Source organism: Empedobacter sp. GD03797, assembly GCF_029842105.1.
Lineage (GTDB): Bacteria > Bacteroidota > Bacteroidia > Flavobacteriales > Weeksellaceae > Empedobacter > Empedobacter falsenii_C.
Genome location: NZ_JAOCFS010000005.1, coordinates 137,145 through 153,869, shown reverse-complemented (window position 1 = coordinate 153,869; position 16,725 = coordinate 137,145). Strand labels below are relative to the sequence as shown.

Genomic DNA, 16,725 nt, shown 5'->3' with positions numbered 1-16,725 from the left:
CAATACTAAAATCTAGTATCTAAAATCTTTTTTATCCAACGATATTAATGATTTTTCCATGAACGATAATGATGTTTTTCGGCGTACGATCACCCAATTGTTTGATTGTACGTTCGTCATTCATTACAATTTCTTGAATTTCATCTTTTGACAACGATAAAGGTAATTCTAACAAGAATTTCATTTTACCATTGAATGAAACTGGATATTCTTTTGCATCTGCAACTAACCATTTTTCTTCGAAAATAGGGAAATCTGCATGCGCAATTGACGTTTCATGTCCTAATTTTGACCATAATTCTTCTGCAATATGCGGTGCATAAGGCGAAATAATAATTGCCAAAGGCTCTAAAATTGCACGTTTAGTTGTTTTTAATTTTCCTAATTCGTTTGCCGCAATCATAAAAGTAGAAACCGATGTATTAAAAGAGAAATTGTTTACATCTTCGTCCACTTTTTTGATGGTTTGATGCAACACTTTCATTTCTTCTTTTGTTGGCTCATCTTCTGAAACGAAGAAAGTTTCTTCTGCACCTGAATGATATAATCTCCAGAATTTTTTCAAGAATGAATAAACGCCAGATAAACCTTGTGTATTCCATGGTTTAGATTGCTCAACTGGACCTAAAAACATTTCGTATAAACGTAAAGAATCTGCTCCATATTGATTACAAATATCATCAGGATTTAAAACATTGTAATAAGATTTTGACATCTTTTCAACTTCGCGTCCTGTGATGTATTTACCATCCTCTAAGATAAATTCTGCATTAGCAAAATCTTCGCGCCATGCTTTGAATTTTTCTGTATCTAATTCGTCGCCTCCATCTTTTAACAACTTAACATCAATACGGATTGGAGTTGTTTCATGCTGATTTTTCAAAGATTTGGAAACAAAAGTATTTGTTCCATTAATTCTATATGCATAAGCGGTCATTCCCAAAATCATTCCTTGGTTAATCAGTTTTTTTGCATATTCATCTGTTGGAACGAATCCTTTATCAAACAAAAATTTTTGCCAAAAACGAGAATACAACAAGTGACCAGTCGCGTGCTCAGATCCACCCATGTACAAATCTACATTTTGCCAATAATCAACCGCTTCTTTTGATACAAACTCGTTGTCATTTTTTGCATCCATGTAACGTAACCAATACCAAGAAGAACCTGCCCAACCTGGCATAGTGTTCAATTCGATAGGGAAAATTGTTTCATTATTGATTAAACTATTGTCTACAACTTCGTTTGTTGTTGTATCAAAAGCCCATTTTGTCGCACGTCCTAATGGTGGCTCACCATCTTTTGTTGGCAAATATTCGTCAACTTCTGGTAAAATAATTGGCAATGCAGCTTTTGGAATTGTATAAGGCATCTCGTCTTTGAAGTAAACCGGAACCGGCTCTCCCCAATAACGTTGACGAGAGAAAACTGCTTCGCGTAAACGGAAGTTTGTTTTTCCTTGTCCAAAACCTTTTTCTTCTAAAGCTTCAATTGCTTTTGCAACCGCTTGTTTATAATCTAATCCGTTTAAGAAATCAGAATCTTGTAATTCGAATCCACCTTTTTCTGTAAAAGCAGCTTCAGAAATATCTTTTCCTTTGAAAATATTAATAATTGGTAAATTGAAATGATTTGCAAAAGCAAAATCACGTTCATCACCAGCTGGAACAGCCATTACAGCACCCGTTCCATAAGAAGCTAATACATAATCACCAATCCAAATCGGAAGTTGTTTTCCTGTGAAAGGATGAATGGCATAAGCGCCTGTAAATTCTCCCGTAATATTTTTAGCATCTGCTAAACGATCTCTTTCCGAACGCTTTGAAGTATAATCGATATAAGCATCAACTTTTGCTTTGTGTTCTGCAGTTGTAATTTGAGAAACCAAAGGATGTTCTGGCGCTAAAGTCACGTAAGAAACACCAAAAACAGTATCAGGACGAGTTGTAAATACTTCAATTTTAGCATCGTCGAAATTCGAAATTTGAAATTCGATACTTGCTCCAGTCGATTTACCAATCCAGTTTTTTTGTGATTCTTTGATTGGATCTGGCCAATCTAATTTATCTAAACCAGTTAATAAACGATCAGCATAAGCCGTGATACGCATCATCCATTGTGTCATTTTTTTGCGCACAACAGGGAATCCTCCACGCTCAGATAATCCGTTAATCACTTCGTCATTCGCTAAAACAGTTCCTAAATCTGGACACCAGTTTACTTCTGCTTCTGCTAAGAATGTTAAACGATATTTTAATAAAATTGCTTGTTGTTCTTTTTCAGAATAAGCATTCCATTGCTCTGCTGTAAAGATTTCGATATCATCATCTGCCACAGCGTTTACATTCGCATTACCTTCTGATTTGAATGTTTCAATTAATTTAGAAATTGATTCAGCTTTATCAGTTGAATTATCATAATATGAATCAAATAATTGATTGAAAATCCATTGTGTCCATTTATAATATTCAGGTTCCGAAGTTCTGATTTCGCGATCCCAATCATATCCTAAACCAATTTTTTTCATTTGGTTTTCGTATCCAGCAATCACATTTCCTTGTTTATCAACTCCACCTTCGATATTCGTTGTTGTTGTAATCGCAGGATGTTGACCCGTTTGAATCGCATATTGCTCCGCAGGCAAACCAAAAGAATCGTAACCCATTGGGTGTAAAACGTTGAAACCCTTTAATTTTTTGTATCGAGAATAAATATCAGACGCAATGTATCCAAGTGGATGACCTACGTGTAATCCTGCTCCAGATGGATAAGGAAACATATCTAATACGTAAAATTTAGGTTTTTCTGATTGATTTTCAGCTTTGAACGTTTTGTCTTCAATCCAAAATTTTTGCCATTTTGGTTCGATTTCATTCGGATTATATTGCATTATTGGAAGTTATATTAAAATTAAATTTATGCAAATTTACATTTTTTATGTATCTTTTGGGTTAGAATAGCGATATTTGTACATTAACAATCAACACCTAAACCAAATCCATGAAAAAAGAATTGATATTATATTATATCGGTATCCTTATTTTTTTTACTATCCTTATTTTTTCTGTTCGACATATCGTAAATACAACACGCATTTTTGTGGGGTATGAAGATGGTTTTAATCCTGTTAATATCAAATGGAATTTTGATGAAAAAGATTCAACACTTCGTGTCAAAGATCCTATTTATGTCAGAAATGATTACTATTTGATTGATTACAAAGACAAAGCATTCTTAAAAAAAGATACAATTCTTTATGCTGAACTTTTTGAGGATTCGTTGGCTGTAAAAGGAAATGTACTGAATTTGAAACCTCCTTATTTCTTGTGGAAAGAGGCTAAAAATGATACATTAAAAGTTTTTAAACACAACATTACCTTGAAATTTACGAAGAAGCAAGAACAATATTAAGCCTTCTGTAAATAGAAAGAAAAAGTAGAACCTTTTCCTATTTTACTTGTCACATAAATTTTCTGTTTATGGGCCTCTAAAATATGTTTTACAATTGCTAAACCGAGTCCAGATCCGCCATTATTACGATTTCGAGATTTATCAATTCGGTAAAAACGCTCAAAAATTCGGTCAATGTCTTCTTGTTTTATGCCAACTCCTTGATCTTTAATCGAGATTTGAATTTTATCATCATATTCTTCAAAATCGATGTCAATTTCTGTATTTGGATTAGAATAATTGATGGCGTTTACAATTAAATTGATTAAAACTTGTTGTATTTTCTGAATATCACCTACAACTTTTATCGGTTGATGAATAGGATAATTTAGAGAAATTTTGATGTTATTTTTTTCAGCTTTAATTTCTAATAAATCAATCACATCTTGTACAAGCGCTGTCAAATTGAAAACCGAAAATTCGATATTGATTCGTCCACGTTCAAGTTCTGCAATCATGTCCAAATCTTTGACCAAATAAATCAATCGATCAACCGATTTATTGATTCGGTTTAAGTATTTATCACGAATAGATTCATCTTCAACTCCGCCTTCTATCAGCGTTAACAAATAACCTTGAACCGAAAAAAGAGGTGTTTTCAATTCATGTGAAATATTTCCAAGAAAATCTCTTCTGTAATTTTCACGTTCATGTAAAACATCAATTTCTTTGGATTGATCTTCTGTAATGGTAGAAATTTTTTGAGAAAGTTCTTCAAAATCCATTGTACTGGATTGAAATTGTGGAATATTTTTCGAGATTTCAGTAAAATCTTTTCTTCGTTGATTTTTTAAAGAAAACCAATAAAATATTGATAATCCAATCAATAAAAGAAGCATTAAACTGATGAAAAATAGTTTTTCTTGGAGAATAAAATCAATATTTCCAAACCATAAAAAAGAGAACAAAACAAATCCTAAAGCCAAGAATAATGTACTGAGAAAGGCAAATAGAAAGATGTTTTGAACTTTGAAAGTTGAAGCCATTACGAGCTTTTAGTCATTTATTTTGTATCCAATTCCTTTGATTGTTGAGAAACGATCGTTTCCAAATTTTTCGCGTAATTTGCGCATATGTACGTCAATTGTACGTCCACCAACTACAACTTCATTTCCCCAAACTTTCTCCAAAATTTCTTCACGTTTGAAAACGCGTTCTGGATTTGAAGCTAATAAAGCAATCAATTCAAATTCTTTTCGTGGTAACAAAAAGTCTTGTCCTTGGTAATTTACTTTATATGTTTCGCGGTTAATCTCGAAATTATTTAGCTTGATAAATTCGTCTTTTGGCGCTTCGTTAGGTTGTTTTAATTTCAATAAAGCATTTAGTTTACTAATTAAAACTTTTGGTTTGATAGGCTTTAAAATATAATCATTTGCACCAGCATCATAGCCAGCTAATTGAGAAAAATCTTCGGCACGAGCAGAAAGAAAAACGACTAAAGTATCTTGAAAAGAATCTAACTTTCTCAACTCTGCACACATTTCCATTCCGTCCATTTGTGGCATCATTACATCTAATAGAATCAAATCTGGGCGAAAAATTTTGGCTTGTTTCAAACCTTCTAGTCCGTTTTGAGCTGTTTCTACTTCAAAACCTTCTTTTTTTAAGTTGTAACCAATGAATTCTAAGATATCTGGTTCGTCGTCAACTAATAAAATTTTAATGTTCTTCATAATTGTTTGTAATAACTAAATAAAATTAGTCGATGTAAAATTAAGCTTAAATTTTAGGAGAAATTAGGTAAAAACATTTCTTAACATTCATTTAAAGTTACGATAATTTCATAACAATTACCTAACAAAACCTTTACAATTTCTAAAAATGTTTTTCATTGGATTGCAGCAACTTTGCCATCAAACAAACACGAATTATACAATCGCAATGAAACGCAATTTAACTTTACTTTTATTATTAGGTTCGGCAGCACTTTTTGCACAGACTAATATTAAATTAGAAGGAACTTTATTTGATCAAAAAACAAACCAACCACTTTCTGAAAAAACTTTTGTGGTTGAAGGATTAAATATTCAAGCAAAAACAGACGATAAAGGTCACTACGAAATTTCTGTTCCAGATGATACGTATCAATTGGATATTAAAGTAGACGGTTATCAATCTGTTTCTCAAAATTTATCAGATTCGAATACATTAAATATGTATTTGAAACCAGAAGATTTCAAGGATGGAAAAATTGATTTATCAACTGCTGTTGTAACAGGTAGAAAAGATAAATCTGGAGAAGCTTCTTTACTTAATATTCAGAAAAAATCTGTGAAAATGGTAGAGAATATTGGTGCAGCAGAATTGGATCGTAAAGGTGTAAGTGATGCGGCTTCGGCAGTTGCGAAAATGGCTGGTGTTACGAAACAAGAAGGAACAGGAGATGTTTTTGTACGTGGATTGGGAGATCGTTATAATTATACTTCATTGAATGGTTTACCTATTCCGTCAGAAAATCCTAGTAACAAGAATATTAAATTAGATTTATTTCCAACAGACGTTATTGATTACATTTCATTGAGCAAAACATTCAATGTAAGAATGATGGCTGATTTTGGAGGAGCAAATATCGATATTGCATCAAAATTATACGAAGGAAATGGTTTATTAGAAATCGGAACAGGATTAAATTTGAATTCTAACGCGATTACCAATAAAAACTTCAATTTGCAAGATGGACCAAATTGGTTTGGTTTTCAAAAAACAAAAATTCCAGCAAACGCAACAACTGGATATCATTTTACAAATAGTTTCAATCCACAATCTAAATCTGCTGTAGCAGGAGGTTTCAATATAAAAGGAGGAAAAAGTTACAAGTTTGAAAACGGAGCAAAATTTGGATTCTTTGCAACAGCTGCTTTTGATAACTCAGCTCAAAGTATCGAGAAAGGTTTAGCTCGTTCTGTTGATGCTCAAGGAAATAATTTGAAAGGTTTCAACGATTATACAAAAGATAGTTATAATACAAATACAACAGGAATGGTGAATTTGTATTATGATTTTAATCCAAATAATAGATTAAGAGCAAATAGTATTTTTATTAATAACACTTCTCAAAGTTTACAAGAATACAAAGGATTTATTAGAGATTTAGCGGAAGATAATAATGGATTTATTCGTCGTGGAACTTATGAAAGAAACCAAGTTTTTGTCAATCAATTATTAGGAGATCACAGATTAGATGATAAATCTGAGTTTCATTGGGGCGTTTCTTACAATACAGTGAAACAAGATATGCCAGACCGTTTACAAAATACAATGCGTTTGGATAAGCAATCTGGACAATATGTGTTAGCTTCTCAAGATGCTTCGTTAAGTAACCGTTATTATCAAAATCTTAATGAGAACGAGGTTTCTGCGAACTTGGAATATAATCGCGTTTTTGGTGGAGATTTGAAAGATTATAAAGCTAAAATTTCTATTGGATACCAAGGTAGACATAAAGAAAGAGATTTTGAAGCGAATCAATTTAACTTCAAAATTTTGAGAAGTGGAATTCAAGTTGACCCAAATAATTTAGATGCTTTCTTCAATCAATCAAATTATGGTTCAGGGTTCGAAATCACAACGTTTGATATCAAATCTGACGGAAGCTACAGATCTCAAGTTTACAGTGGACAAAAAGATATACAAGTAGGTTTTGCTGAGGTAGAATATAATTTTACAGATCGATTAACAGCAGTTTTGGGCGTTCGTGCAGAATATCTTAAACAAAGCATCGATTGGTACACAGCTTTATCACAAGGTAAAAACTCATTCGATCAATTCGAATTATTACCAAGTTTGATGTTACGTTATAAATTAACAGATAATCAAAACTTGCGCTTCGCTACATCTAAAACATATACACTTCCTCAATTCAAGGAAACAGCCATGTTTGTTTATGAAGATGTAACAGAAACTTTCCGTGGAAATCCAATGTTGTATCCATCGACAAATTACAATGCGGATATTAAATGGGAATGGTTCCCGAAAAGTGGAGAAGTAATCTCTTTGGGAGGTTTCGGAAAATATATTCAAGATCCAATCAATACAACAACAATTGCTTCATCATCTAATGATATTTCCTATGCAAATACAGGTGATTGGGGATATGCAGTTGGTGCAGAATTAGAAGTTAGAAAAGCAATTTTAGATAATAAAACATCGAATCCAGAACAATTAACAGTTGGGTTTAACGGTGCTTATATGTATTCTAATCAAGAATTAAACAATGAAAAAGTATACAAAGAAACATTGTTTAATGGACAACGAATCAATACCAATTTTACAAATGCAGAAGATGCATTTACGGGAGCTTCTAAGTTTATTACAAATGCAGATTTATCTTATTCTAAGAAATGGGCAAGTGGAGGAAGCGTAATGGCAACTGTGGCTTACAACTATTTCTCTGATCGTATTTATGCGCTTGGAACTGAAACAAGAGGAAATCAAGTAGATAAAGGATTTAGCACATTAGATTTCATTTTACGTTCAAAATTGAATAAAAATATTGGAATCAATTTCTCTGCTAAAAACTTATTAAACCCTACAATAGACCGTGTACAAGAGAATTTGAATGGAGATGTAAAAACATTAAGCTATAAAAAAGGAATGAACTTCGGTTTATCTGTAAACTATCAATTTTAAAAACAAAATAAAACAAACACAATAAAACATTTAATTATGAAAAAATCAATTTTAAAACTATTTTTAGTAGGAGCATTTTCTACATTAGCCTTAACAAGCTGTAGTAATAACGACGATAACGGAGATATCGATACAAATCCTTCTGGCTTTGTTGCGAATCCTGCTGATTTTAAAGGTGAATTAAAAAGTGGAGATAAAATTACTTTAGATCCATCAAAAGTATATTATTTAACAGGGAAAATTCAGGTTAACGATGGTGCTGAATTAACAATTCCTGCTGGTACACAAATTGTTGCAAACGGAGGTACATCTTCTTACATTGCAGTAGCACAAGGTGGAAAAATATTTTCTAACGGAACTTCTGCTAAACCAGTTGTATTTACATCAGACAAAAAAGCACCAGGTTCTTGGGGTGGAGTAGTTTTATGTGGTAAAGCACCAATTAACAAAGCAAAAACAGCTACTGCTGAGGTTTCTGAATTAACATATGGTGGTGATGTTGCAAATGATAATTCTGGTACAATAACATATACTCGTATTGAATATGCTGGAGCTATTTATAATTCTGAAAAAGAGTTTAATGGACTTTCTTTATTCGGTGTAGGTAACGGAACTAAAATTGAATATGTACAAATGTATGCAGGTTCTGATGACGGAATCGAATTCTTTGGTGGAACTGTTAATACAAAATATATCGTATCAAATGAAAACGAAGATGATCAATTTGACTGGACAGAAGGTTGGGTTGGTACAAACGAATATTGGTACGGAAAAGAAGGTCGTAGTAAAGGAAATAGAGGTATAGAGGCTGATAACAATTCAAGTAATCATACTTTAACTCCAATTACAAATCCTACAATTAGATATGTTACTTTAATAGGTTTAGGTAAAGATTATGTAGGAGAAGGAGAAAACCAAGCAATGAAATTACGTGTTGGTACAAAAGGAAAATTTGAGAATTTTGTTTTAGCGAACTGGGCTAAAGGTATCGATATCGAGCATGATGCTACAATTTCTTGGATTCCGAATGATTTATTCTTGAAAAACGTTCAATTCATCAACGTTGGAGTAGAAGCAACAGGTAAATCTTCTGCAGGTACTGCTGTAGATGTATCAAAAGCTTATTTACCAGCAAATAATACAGGTGCTGGAAATGGTGTAGATACACCAACTTGGGCAAAAGGATGGACAGTAGGTCTATAATTAAATCCATATAAAGAAAAAACTTTTCTTATAAAAAAGTTCTTCGTGTTTGTAAATCGCTTTTTTGGACTCTCCAAAGAAGCGATTTTCTTCTATTATAACTATTTTATTTTAAGTCATTAAAAATAGTTATTTAGAAAAATTCCACGTAAGCTAAACTATTTGTACATTTGCAGAACAATAACAGTTGATAACAATGGCATTAACAGAACAACAATTAGATTCGATTGGAGAAAAATTGGTTGAAAAATTCAAAACAGTTTACGATCCAGAGATTCCAGTTGATATATATGAACTGGGATTGGTTTACGATGCACAGGTGAATGCAGATGGTGAAGTAAAAGTTACCATGACCCTTACATCTCCAAACTGTCCTGTGGCTGAAAGTTTACCTGTAGAGGTAGAACAGCGCGTAGAAGAGATAGAATATGTAACGAAATGTTACGTAGAAATTACGTTCGATCCACCTTGGGATAGAGATATGATGAGCGAAGAAGCAAAATTCGAATTAGGAATGTTATAACTTAACATTCCTAATTTTTTTTGTATCTTAATCCAACAAATTCAAAACACTAAAACTTATGGGATATTTAGGCGTGATCGTTTTTCTTGGAATTATTTTCCTTTTTTTATTCGTCTTTACAGTAAAACAACAAACTGCGGTTGTAATCGAGCGTTTCGGAAAATTTAATAGTATTCGTAATCCAGGATTACAATTCAAAATTCCGATTGTAGACAGAATTGCTGGAAAAATGTCTCTTAAAATTCAACAATTAGATGTTGTTGTCGAAACGAAGACAAAAGATGATGTATTTGTTCGATTGAAAGTTTCTGTTCAATATCAAGTCATCAAAACACAAGTTTATGATGCATTTTACAAATTAGATAATCCTTATACACAAATAACTTCTTTCGTTTTTGACGTTGTCCGAGCTGAGGTTCCAAAACTTCGTTTAGATGATGTTTTTGAGAAGAAAGATGATATTGCGGTTGCTGTAAAAAGTGAATTGCAAGAAGCAATGAATTCATATGGTTACGAAATTGTCAAAACGTTGGTAACAGATATTGATCCAGATGAGCAAGTAAAGCATGCGATGAATCGTATTAATGCAGCTGAACGTGAAAAATTAGCAGCGCAATATGAAGGTGATGCTGCACGTATTTTGATTGTAGAAAAAGCAAGAGCCGAAGCAGAATCGAAGCGTTTGCAAGGACAAGGTATTGCGGATCAACGTCGCGAAATTGCAAAAGGTTTATTGGAATCTGTAGATGTTTTGAATGGAGCAGGAATTACGTCACAAGAAGCTTCTGCGCTAATTGTGGTGACGCAACATTATGATACATTGCAAGCGATTGGGGAAAAATCTGGAAGCAAATTAGTTTTGTTACCAAATTCACCAACTGCCGCTTCGGAAATGTTGAATACAATGGTCACTTCGTTTACAGCAGCACATGAATTGAATGAGCATCAAATAACAAAAGAAGATAATCCGGCTCAACGAAAAAATAAACCAAATCAAGGCGATTCGTTTACTTTTCCAGAGCATCCTTAGAAATTTTTTTTAATGATAATTAACGATTTAAATAATCAAGTCGTAAGAATTAACGATTTTAATACGAATTATATCACTTTAAATTTTGAGAATATTAATTATCGTTTTGATTTTCTTGGTAAAAAGGAAGCTTTCTTAAAAGAAAAAAATGAATGTAAGTTATTGTTGTTTTCTGATCATCCATTATTAATTGATTACAATGAAAGTTTTTTAGAAATTTTCTTAAATTCAAAACCACAAAACATAGATTTTTTTCTAGAAAATATAGAGAGGATTATTCATAATAGAGTTCTAGGCTTTCGAAAATTAAAAGATTATTTAAACAAATCAAATTTAGATTTTGAAACTTTTTTAAAGAATATAAATGAAGGAAATGGAAAATTTCTGAATGCTCCATTTTCAATAATTAATGAGATAGAGAAATTTTTTATTGAAAATAATATCAAATTTAAAACTTTTGGAGAGCCGAAAAATTTTAAAAATCAGTTATTAATTTTAGATAATCAATATGTTATTGCAACTGAATTTAAACTAAAATAAAACAAAAGCCACTTCATCGAAGTGGCTTTCTAATATCTCAATACTTATATCTAAAATCTAAGTCTATCCAACCTGAACACCGTTTGGCGTTTCTTCTTCTGGATTTACAAACGTTAATTTTCCGTCTGCTTTATCAGCGAATAATAACATTCCGTTCGATTCGATTCCACGAATTTTACGAGGCGCTAAATTTGCTAAAACCATCGCTTGTTTTCCTACGATTTCTTCTAACGTAAAATGTTCTGCAATACCAGAAACAATTGTACGAACATCCATTCCTGTATCCACTTTTAGTTCGAATAATTTGTCAGCTTTTTCAACTTTCTTCGCTTCTAAAATAGTTCCGATACGGATATCCATTTTTTGGAAATCATCAAAAGAAATCAATTCTTTTTGAGGTTCTGCATTTGGATTTGTCATATTATTTTTGACTTTACTTTCGTTTAATTTATTGATTTGTGCTTCGATGGCTTCGTCCTCAATTTTCGCAAAAATTAATTCAGATTGCCCTAATTGATGTCCAGATTTTACAAATTCGTCTGTTGATTCTAAATCATCCCAACTCATTTTTTCTACATTCATCATAGCCAACATTTTCTCAGAAGCGAATGGAATAAATGGTTCTCCCAATTGTCCTAATGCAGCAGCAATTTGCGTCGCAGCATACATAATTCCTTTTACAGCTTCTGGATCATCACCTTTTTTCCAAGGTTCTTGTGCTTGTAAAAATTGATTTCCAAGACGAGCCAAATTCATATATTCTGTCAACGCAGCACGGAATTCATATTTCTCTAAATGATCACCAATGCGCTTTGCAAAATATTTGATTTCAGTTAATTCTTCAAATTCAATTGTTTTTGAAGGAACAATTCCTTCGTAATATTTGTGAGAAAGAACCATTACACGGTTGATAAAGTTTCCTAAAATTCCAACTAATTCAGAATTATTCTTCGTTTGGAAATCTTTCCACGTAAAGTTATTGTCTTTATTCTCAGGCATATTTGCCGTCAACACATAACGCAATGTATCTTGTTGATTCGGGAAATCTTCTAAATATTCGTGTGCCCAAACTGCCCAATTACGAGAAGTTGAGATTTTATCATCTTCTAAATTCAAGAATTCATTTGCAGGAACATTATCAGGCATAATGTAATCGCCATGCGCTTTCATCATTGTTGGGAAAATGATACAGTGGAAAACGATATTGTCTTTTCCGATGAAATGAACCAATTTCGTTTCTTCGTTTTGCCAATAATCTTTCCAATTTTTACCGTTTTTCTCTGCCCATTCTTGCGTGAAAGAAATGTAACCAATCGGTGCATCAAACCAAACATACATTACTTTTCCTTCAGCTCCATCAACAGGAACAGGAATTCCCCAGTTCAAATCGCGTGTCATTGCACGAGGTTTCAAACCATCGTCTAACCAAGATTTTACTTGACCATAAACACTCGATTTCCAATCATTTTTGTGACCTTCTAAAATCCATTTTGATAAGAAATCTTGATATTGATCCAATGGTAAATACCAGTTTTTTGTTTCTTTTCTGATTGGCGTATTTCCAGATAAAGCAGAACGAGGATTAATCAATTCTTCTGGGCTTAATGTAGAGCCACATTTTTCACATTGATCGCCGTAAGCATCAGGATTTCCACATTTCGGACATTCACCACGAATGTATCGATCCGCTAAAAATTCGTGCGCATCTTCATCGTAAAATTGTTCCGTAACATCTTCTGTAAACTTGTTGTTATCATATAACGTTTTGAAGAAATCTTGAGCAACTTCTCTGTGTTTATCAGATGTTGTACGAGAATAAATATCGAACGTCACACCAAAATTAGCCAATGTATTTTTGATGTTCTCGTGGTAACGATCAACAATATCTTGAGGCGTAACGCCTTCTTTTTTGGCACGAATTGTAATTGGAATACCATGTTCGTCAGAACCTCCAATAAATGCTACATCTTTTCCTTTTCTTCGTAAAAAACGCGCATAAATATCAGAAGGAACGTAAACACCTGCCATATGACCAATGTGCAATGGTCCGTTAGCATAAGGTAAAGCCGCTGTAATTGTATATCTTTTTGGTTGACTCATTTGCTTAAAATCTATAAGCGACAAAGATACGATTTGTTGTTTGTTTTGTTAAAACCTTTTTCTAATTTTATAAGGTTAATCAATTGATGGAGGAATGAATATTAGGAAAGAGGAGAAAAGCGATTATGAACAAGTTTTTAAATTGATTGAAAAGGCTTTTGAAAATGAAGAATATAGTGATCATCGTGAACAATTTTTAGTTGAACGATTACGAAATTCTGATGGTTTTGTTCCTGATTTGTCTATTGTTTTTGAAATGAATGGACTTATTGTTGGTTATATTTTATTGACAAAGATTAAAATTAATCATTCAGACTTTTCTTACGATTCTTTAGCGCTCGCTCCTGTAGCGGTTTTACCTAATTATCAGGGAAATGGAATTGGTGGTCATTTAATAGAATTTGCGCATAAGAAAGCGAGAGAATTAGGTTTTGAATCGATTATTTTGTTAGGTCATCCAACTTATTATCCTAAATTTGGTTACAGAAAAGCATCTGACTTTGATATTCAGTTACCTTTTGATGTTCCAGATGAAAATTGTATGGCAATTGAGTTGGTTGAAGATGCGTTGAAAAATATAAATGGAATGGTAGAATATCCGAAAGAATTCTATCAATAATTAAAATATTTCTTATGGAAGAAAACGCTGTTGTAACGCCAGATGAGGTGGTAACGGATACAATTACGAACTTATTTACGTATGCTAATTATTTTTTGGTTGCAGCGCTTGTAGTGTTGTTAACGTATATGACGATTCGTGATTTTAAGAAAAAACAACGCGAAAAGAAATTGGCACAAGAACGTGAAGCGTACAACAATCAGTTTGATAACGAAGAGGAAAAAGAAGAATTATAAATCATAAAAATAGCCACTCAATTTTGAGTGGCTATTTTGTTTTATATCAATTTAATTATTGACCTTCTTCATCAGGAACTTCATAGTTTTCGCCTACGCTTTCACTACCACTTCCTTCGATAATTGGACCTGGATCATACATTTCATCATATTGATGGAATCCGTATGTATTCGAACAATCCCAGTGTTTTTCAATGTCCTTAGGTTTGTCAAATTTATCTCCAGCTGTTACGCCAAATTTTCCTCCTTCTTTGTAAACGCCTTGCATATAGTAAGCCCAAATTGGCATAGCTGTATTGGCTCCTTGCCCTGTGGCTGTACTCGCAAAGTGAGCAAATCGGTCTTCTGCACCAACCCAAACTCCAGTAACTAAATTTGGTGTTAATCCCATAAACCAACCATCAGAGTTTTCGTTTGTTGTACCTGTTTTACCAGCAATTTCGGCAGTCATTCCGTAGCGATTTCTTAATCTCGCACCAGAACCTCTATCTACAACACCTTTCATCAAATCAATCATAGTGTACGCTACGTTTTCATTAACAACTTCTCGTGTTTGTGGCGTATAATCTTTGATAACTTTTCCTTGCTTATCTTCTATTCTTAAGATTAATTGCGGTTTAATGTAAATACCACCATTTGCAAATGCACTCATCGCACCAACCATCTCATATAAAGATAAATCGGCAGAACCTAATGCAATTGTAGGATCTTTTACGATAGGAGATTCAACTCCAAGGTCACGAGCCATTTGAATTACAGGTTCTTCACCTGTTTGCATAATCAAACGTGCAGCGACAATATTTGTAGAATAAGCTAATGCAGTTCTTAAATCTTGAGATCCACCATATTTACCATTATCATTTCGAGGAGACCAATTTCCTGGAATTCTCTCATTAGAAACAGTATGACAAGGTGTTAATCCTAATTGATTAATCGCTGTTGCATAAACAAACGGTTTGAACGTAGAACCTACCTGACGACGTGCTTGTTTTACGTGGTCAAATTTGAAATAATTCCAATCGATTCCTCCAACCCAAGCTTTGATTGTTCCATCTTTTGGATCCATTGACATCAAACCAGCTTGTAAAATATGTTTGTGATATTCGATTGAATCCATCAATGTTTTCCCTTTTTTGTACTGAATTCCGTTCCATGTAAAGAACTGAACAGAGTCGCGAGGTGTATTGAAAACAGTTTCGATTTCAGCTTCAGATTTTCCTTCGGCTTTCATCTTTTTATACAAATCTGTACGAGCCATTGCTTGCTTAAAGATTTGTGTTCTTTTTGCAGCAGAAATATTATAAAATGGTGCTAAACTACGTCCACGTTGCTCTCCAAAGAATTGATCTTGTAAAACTTTTAATTGTTTTTTAACCGCTTCTTCAGCTAAATTTTGCATTCTTGAGTCTAACGTTACATAGATTTTTAAACCATCTTTTTCAAGGTTATATGATTTTCCTGTTTCTTTCTCATAATCAACCATCCATTGTTGAATTTCCTTTCTCAAAGCAGATTTGAAATATGCTGAATGTGATTCATCATGCTGCATAATATCTTGTTTATCTGTAACCAATGGTGTAGCTTTTGCAGCTTCCCCTTCAGCTTGAGAAATTTTGTTGTATTTCATCATTTGATCTAATACAAGATTTCTTTTTTCTGTAGATAATGCAGGATTTTTTACAGGGTTGAATTTTACAGGATTTTGAAACATTGAAACCAATGTTGCAGCTTCATCTAAGTTTAATTCTTTTGTTGTTTTGTTGAAATAAACTTTAGAAGCAGATTCAATACCTTTTGCACCATAGATAAAGTCAAACTTATTGAAGTACATCGCAATGATTTCTTCTTTTGTATACAATTTTTCTAATTGAACAGATGTTACCCATTCTTTTAGTTTTTGTAAACCACGTTTCACTTTATTAGAAGAAGGATCTTTTGTATACAACTGTTTTGCTAACTGCTGTGTAATTGTAGATCCACCTCCTGAATCACCTCCTGAAGATATAGCACGGAAAGCAGCTTTAATATCTACACCTGAATGATCAAAGAAACGAACGTCCTCTTTTGCTAACAATGCATCAACTAAATGTGGTGGTAAATCTTTGTAATCGACTGGTGTTCTGCGTTCTGCTTCGAAACGATCTAACAAAACACCATCAGAAGAAATAATTTCTGATGAAACATAAATATCAGGATTTTCTAAATCACGTACATTGGGAATTTCACCTAACCATCCGTTAGATGTCGCCCAAAAGATTCCGAAAATTCCTAATACGGCACAAAAAAACAGTACCCAAATGGTAACGATTATTTTTTTGGCTAATGAAAAGCTATTGAACTTCTTTTTTGCTTTAGAAGTTGCGCTTGTTTTAGGATTTTTATTGTTTTCCAT

13 protein-coding genes are annotated in these 16,725 nt (G+C 33.0%); 8 read left to right on the top strand and 5 right to left on the bottom strand.

Annotated elements, in window-relative coordinates; genetic code table 11:
* Positions 1-31: 31 nt before the first annotated feature.
* Complete coding sequence (leuS, locus tag N5D90_RS06220) at positions 32-2,890, bottom strand: leucine--tRNA ligase (RefSeq protein WP_280061928.1); 2,859 nt, start codon at positions 2,888-2,890, stop codon at positions 32-34.
* A 110-nt stretch (positions 2,891-3,000) separates the two neighbouring features.
* Here leuS and N5D90_RS06215 point away from each other — a divergent pair, with 110 nt between their 5' ends.
* Entirely contained in the window at positions 3,001-3,411 is a 411-nt protein-coding gene (locus N5D90_RS06215) for a hypothetical protein (RefSeq protein WP_280061927.1), read from the top strand.
* On the opposite strand, the gene N5D90_RS06210 is transcribed toward N5D90_RS06215, so the two are convergent.
* Positions 3,408-4,436 (bottom strand): cell wall metabolism sensor histidine kinase WalK, encoded by a 1,029-nt coding sequence (locus tag N5D90_RS06210; protein WP_280061926.1) that lies wholly within the window; start codon positions 4,434-4,436, stop codon positions 3,408-3,410. The genes N5D90_RS06215 and N5D90_RS06210 overlap by 4 nt on opposite strands.
* A gap of 9 nt (positions 4,437-4,445) precedes the next feature.
* Positions 4,446-5,126, bottom strand: a complete 681-nt coding sequence (locus tag N5D90_RS06205; protein WP_280061925.1) for a response regulator transcription factor — start codon at positions 5,124-5,126, stop codon at positions 4,446-4,448.
* Between the two features lie 148 nt (positions 5,127-5,274).
* Here N5D90_RS06205 and N5D90_RS06200 point away from each other — a divergent pair, with 148 nt between their 5' ends.
* From N5D90_RS06200 to N5D90_RS06180, 5 genes are all read left to right on the top strand, one after another.
* On the top strand, positions 5,275-8,082 hold the full coding sequence (locus tag N5D90_RS06200; protein ID WP_280061924.1) for a TonB-dependent receptor domain-containing protein: 2,808 nt from the start codon (positions 5,275-5,277) through the stop codon (positions 8,080-8,082).
* Between the two features lie 36 nt (positions 8,083-8,118).
* Positions 8,119-9,285 carry a hypothetical protein gene (locus N5D90_RS06195; RefSeq protein WP_280061923.1) on the top strand — a complete coding sequence of 389 codons (1,167 nt, stop codon included), beginning with the start codon at positions 8,119-8,121 and terminating at the stop codon, positions 9,283-9,285.
* Positions 9,286-9,481: 196 nt separating this feature from the next.
* Positions 9,482-9,808 carry an iron-sulfur cluster assembly protein gene (locus N5D90_RS06190; protein WP_280038109.1) on the top strand — a complete coding sequence of 109 codons (327 nt, stop codon included), beginning with the start codon at positions 9,482-9,484 and terminating at the stop codon, positions 9,806-9,808.
* Between the two features lie 58 nt (positions 9,809-9,866).
* Positions 9,867-10,838, top strand: coding sequence for an SPFH domain-containing protein (locus N5D90_RS06185; protein ID WP_280061922.1), 972 nt, complete (start codon positions 9,867-9,869; stop codon positions 10,836-10,838).
* Between the two features lie 162 nt (positions 10,839-11,000).
* Positions 11,001-11,378 carry a hypothetical protein gene (locus tag N5D90_RS06180; RefSeq protein WP_280061921.1) on the top strand — a complete coding sequence of 126 codons (378 nt, stop codon included), beginning with the start codon at positions 11,001-11,003 and terminating at the stop codon, positions 11,376-11,378.
* 63 nt (positions 11,379-11,441) lie between these two features.
* Here N5D90_RS06180 and metG read toward each other — a convergent pair whose 3' ends face one another.
* Entirely contained in the window at positions 11,442-13,478 is a 2,037-nt protein-coding gene (gene metG / locus N5D90_RS06175; RefSeq protein ID WP_280061920.1) for a methionine--tRNA ligase, read from the bottom strand.
* Between the two features lie 94 nt (positions 13,479-13,572).
* Here metG and N5D90_RS06170 point away from each other — a divergent pair, with 94 nt between their 5' ends.
* Complete coding sequence (locus tag N5D90_RS06170) at positions 13,573-14,097, top strand: N-acetyltransferase (RefSeq protein WP_280061919.1); 525 nt, start codon at positions 13,573-13,575, stop codon at positions 14,095-14,097.
* A gap of 14 nt (positions 14,098-14,111) precedes the next feature.
* On the top strand, positions 14,112-14,333 hold the full coding sequence (locus tag N5D90_RS06165; RefSeq protein ID WP_219034841.1) for a hypothetical protein: 222 nt from the start codon (positions 14,112-14,114) through the stop codon (positions 14,331-14,333).
* A 55-nt stretch (positions 14,334-14,388) separates the two neighbouring features.
* Here the strand turns inward: N5D90_RS06165 and N5D90_RS06160 are convergent, their stop codons facing one another.
* Entirely contained in the window at positions 14,389-16,725 is a 2,337-nt protein-coding gene (locus N5D90_RS06160) for a transglycosylase domain-containing protein (RefSeq protein ID WP_280061918.1), read from the bottom strand.

Coding starts and splice junctions, on each gene's coding strand:
- N5D90_RS06190 (WP_280038109.1), top strand. CDS start 9,482: ATGGCATTAACAGAACAACAATTAGATTCGATTGGAGAAAAATTGGTT.
- N5D90_RS06210 (WP_280061926.1), bottom strand. CDS start 4,436: ATGGCTTCAACTTTCAAAGTTCAAAACATCTTTCTATTTGCCTTTCTC.
- N5D90_RS06215 (WP_280061927.1), top strand. CDS start 3,001: ATGAAAAAAGAATTGATATTATATTATATCGGTATCCTTATTTTTTTT.
- N5D90_RS06170 (WP_280061919.1), top strand. CDS start 13,573: ATGAATATTAGGAAAGAGGAGAAAAGCGATTATGAACAAGTTTTTAAA.
- N5D90_RS06195 (WP_280061923.1), top strand. CDS start 8,119: ATGAAAAAATCAATTTTAAAACTATTTTTAGTAGGAGCATTTTCTACA.
- metG (WP_280061920.1), bottom strand. CDS start 13,478: ATGAGTCAACCAAAAAGATATACAATTACAGCGGCTTTACCTTATGCT.
- N5D90_RS06200 (WP_280061924.1), top strand. CDS start 5,275: ATGTTTTTCATTGGATTGCAGCAACTTTGCCATCAAACAAACACGAAT.
- N5D90_RS06205 (WP_280061925.1), bottom strand. CDS start 5,126: ATGAAGAACATTAAAATTTTATTAGTTGACGACGAACCAGATATCTTA.
- N5D90_RS06185 (WP_280061922.1), top strand. CDS start 9,867: ATGGGATATTTAGGCGTGATCGTTTTTCTTGGAATTATTTTCCTTTTT.
- leuS (WP_280061928.1), bottom strand. CDS start 2,890: ATGCAATATAATCCGAATGAAATCGAACCAAAATGGCAAAAATTTTGG.
- N5D90_RS06165 (WP_219034841.1), top strand. CDS start 14,112: ATGGAAGAAAACGCTGTTGTAACGCCAGATGAGGTGGTAACGGATACA.
- N5D90_RS06160 (WP_280061918.1), bottom strand. CDS start 16,725: ATGGAAAACAATAAAAATCCTAAAACAAGCGCAACTTCTAAAGCAAAA.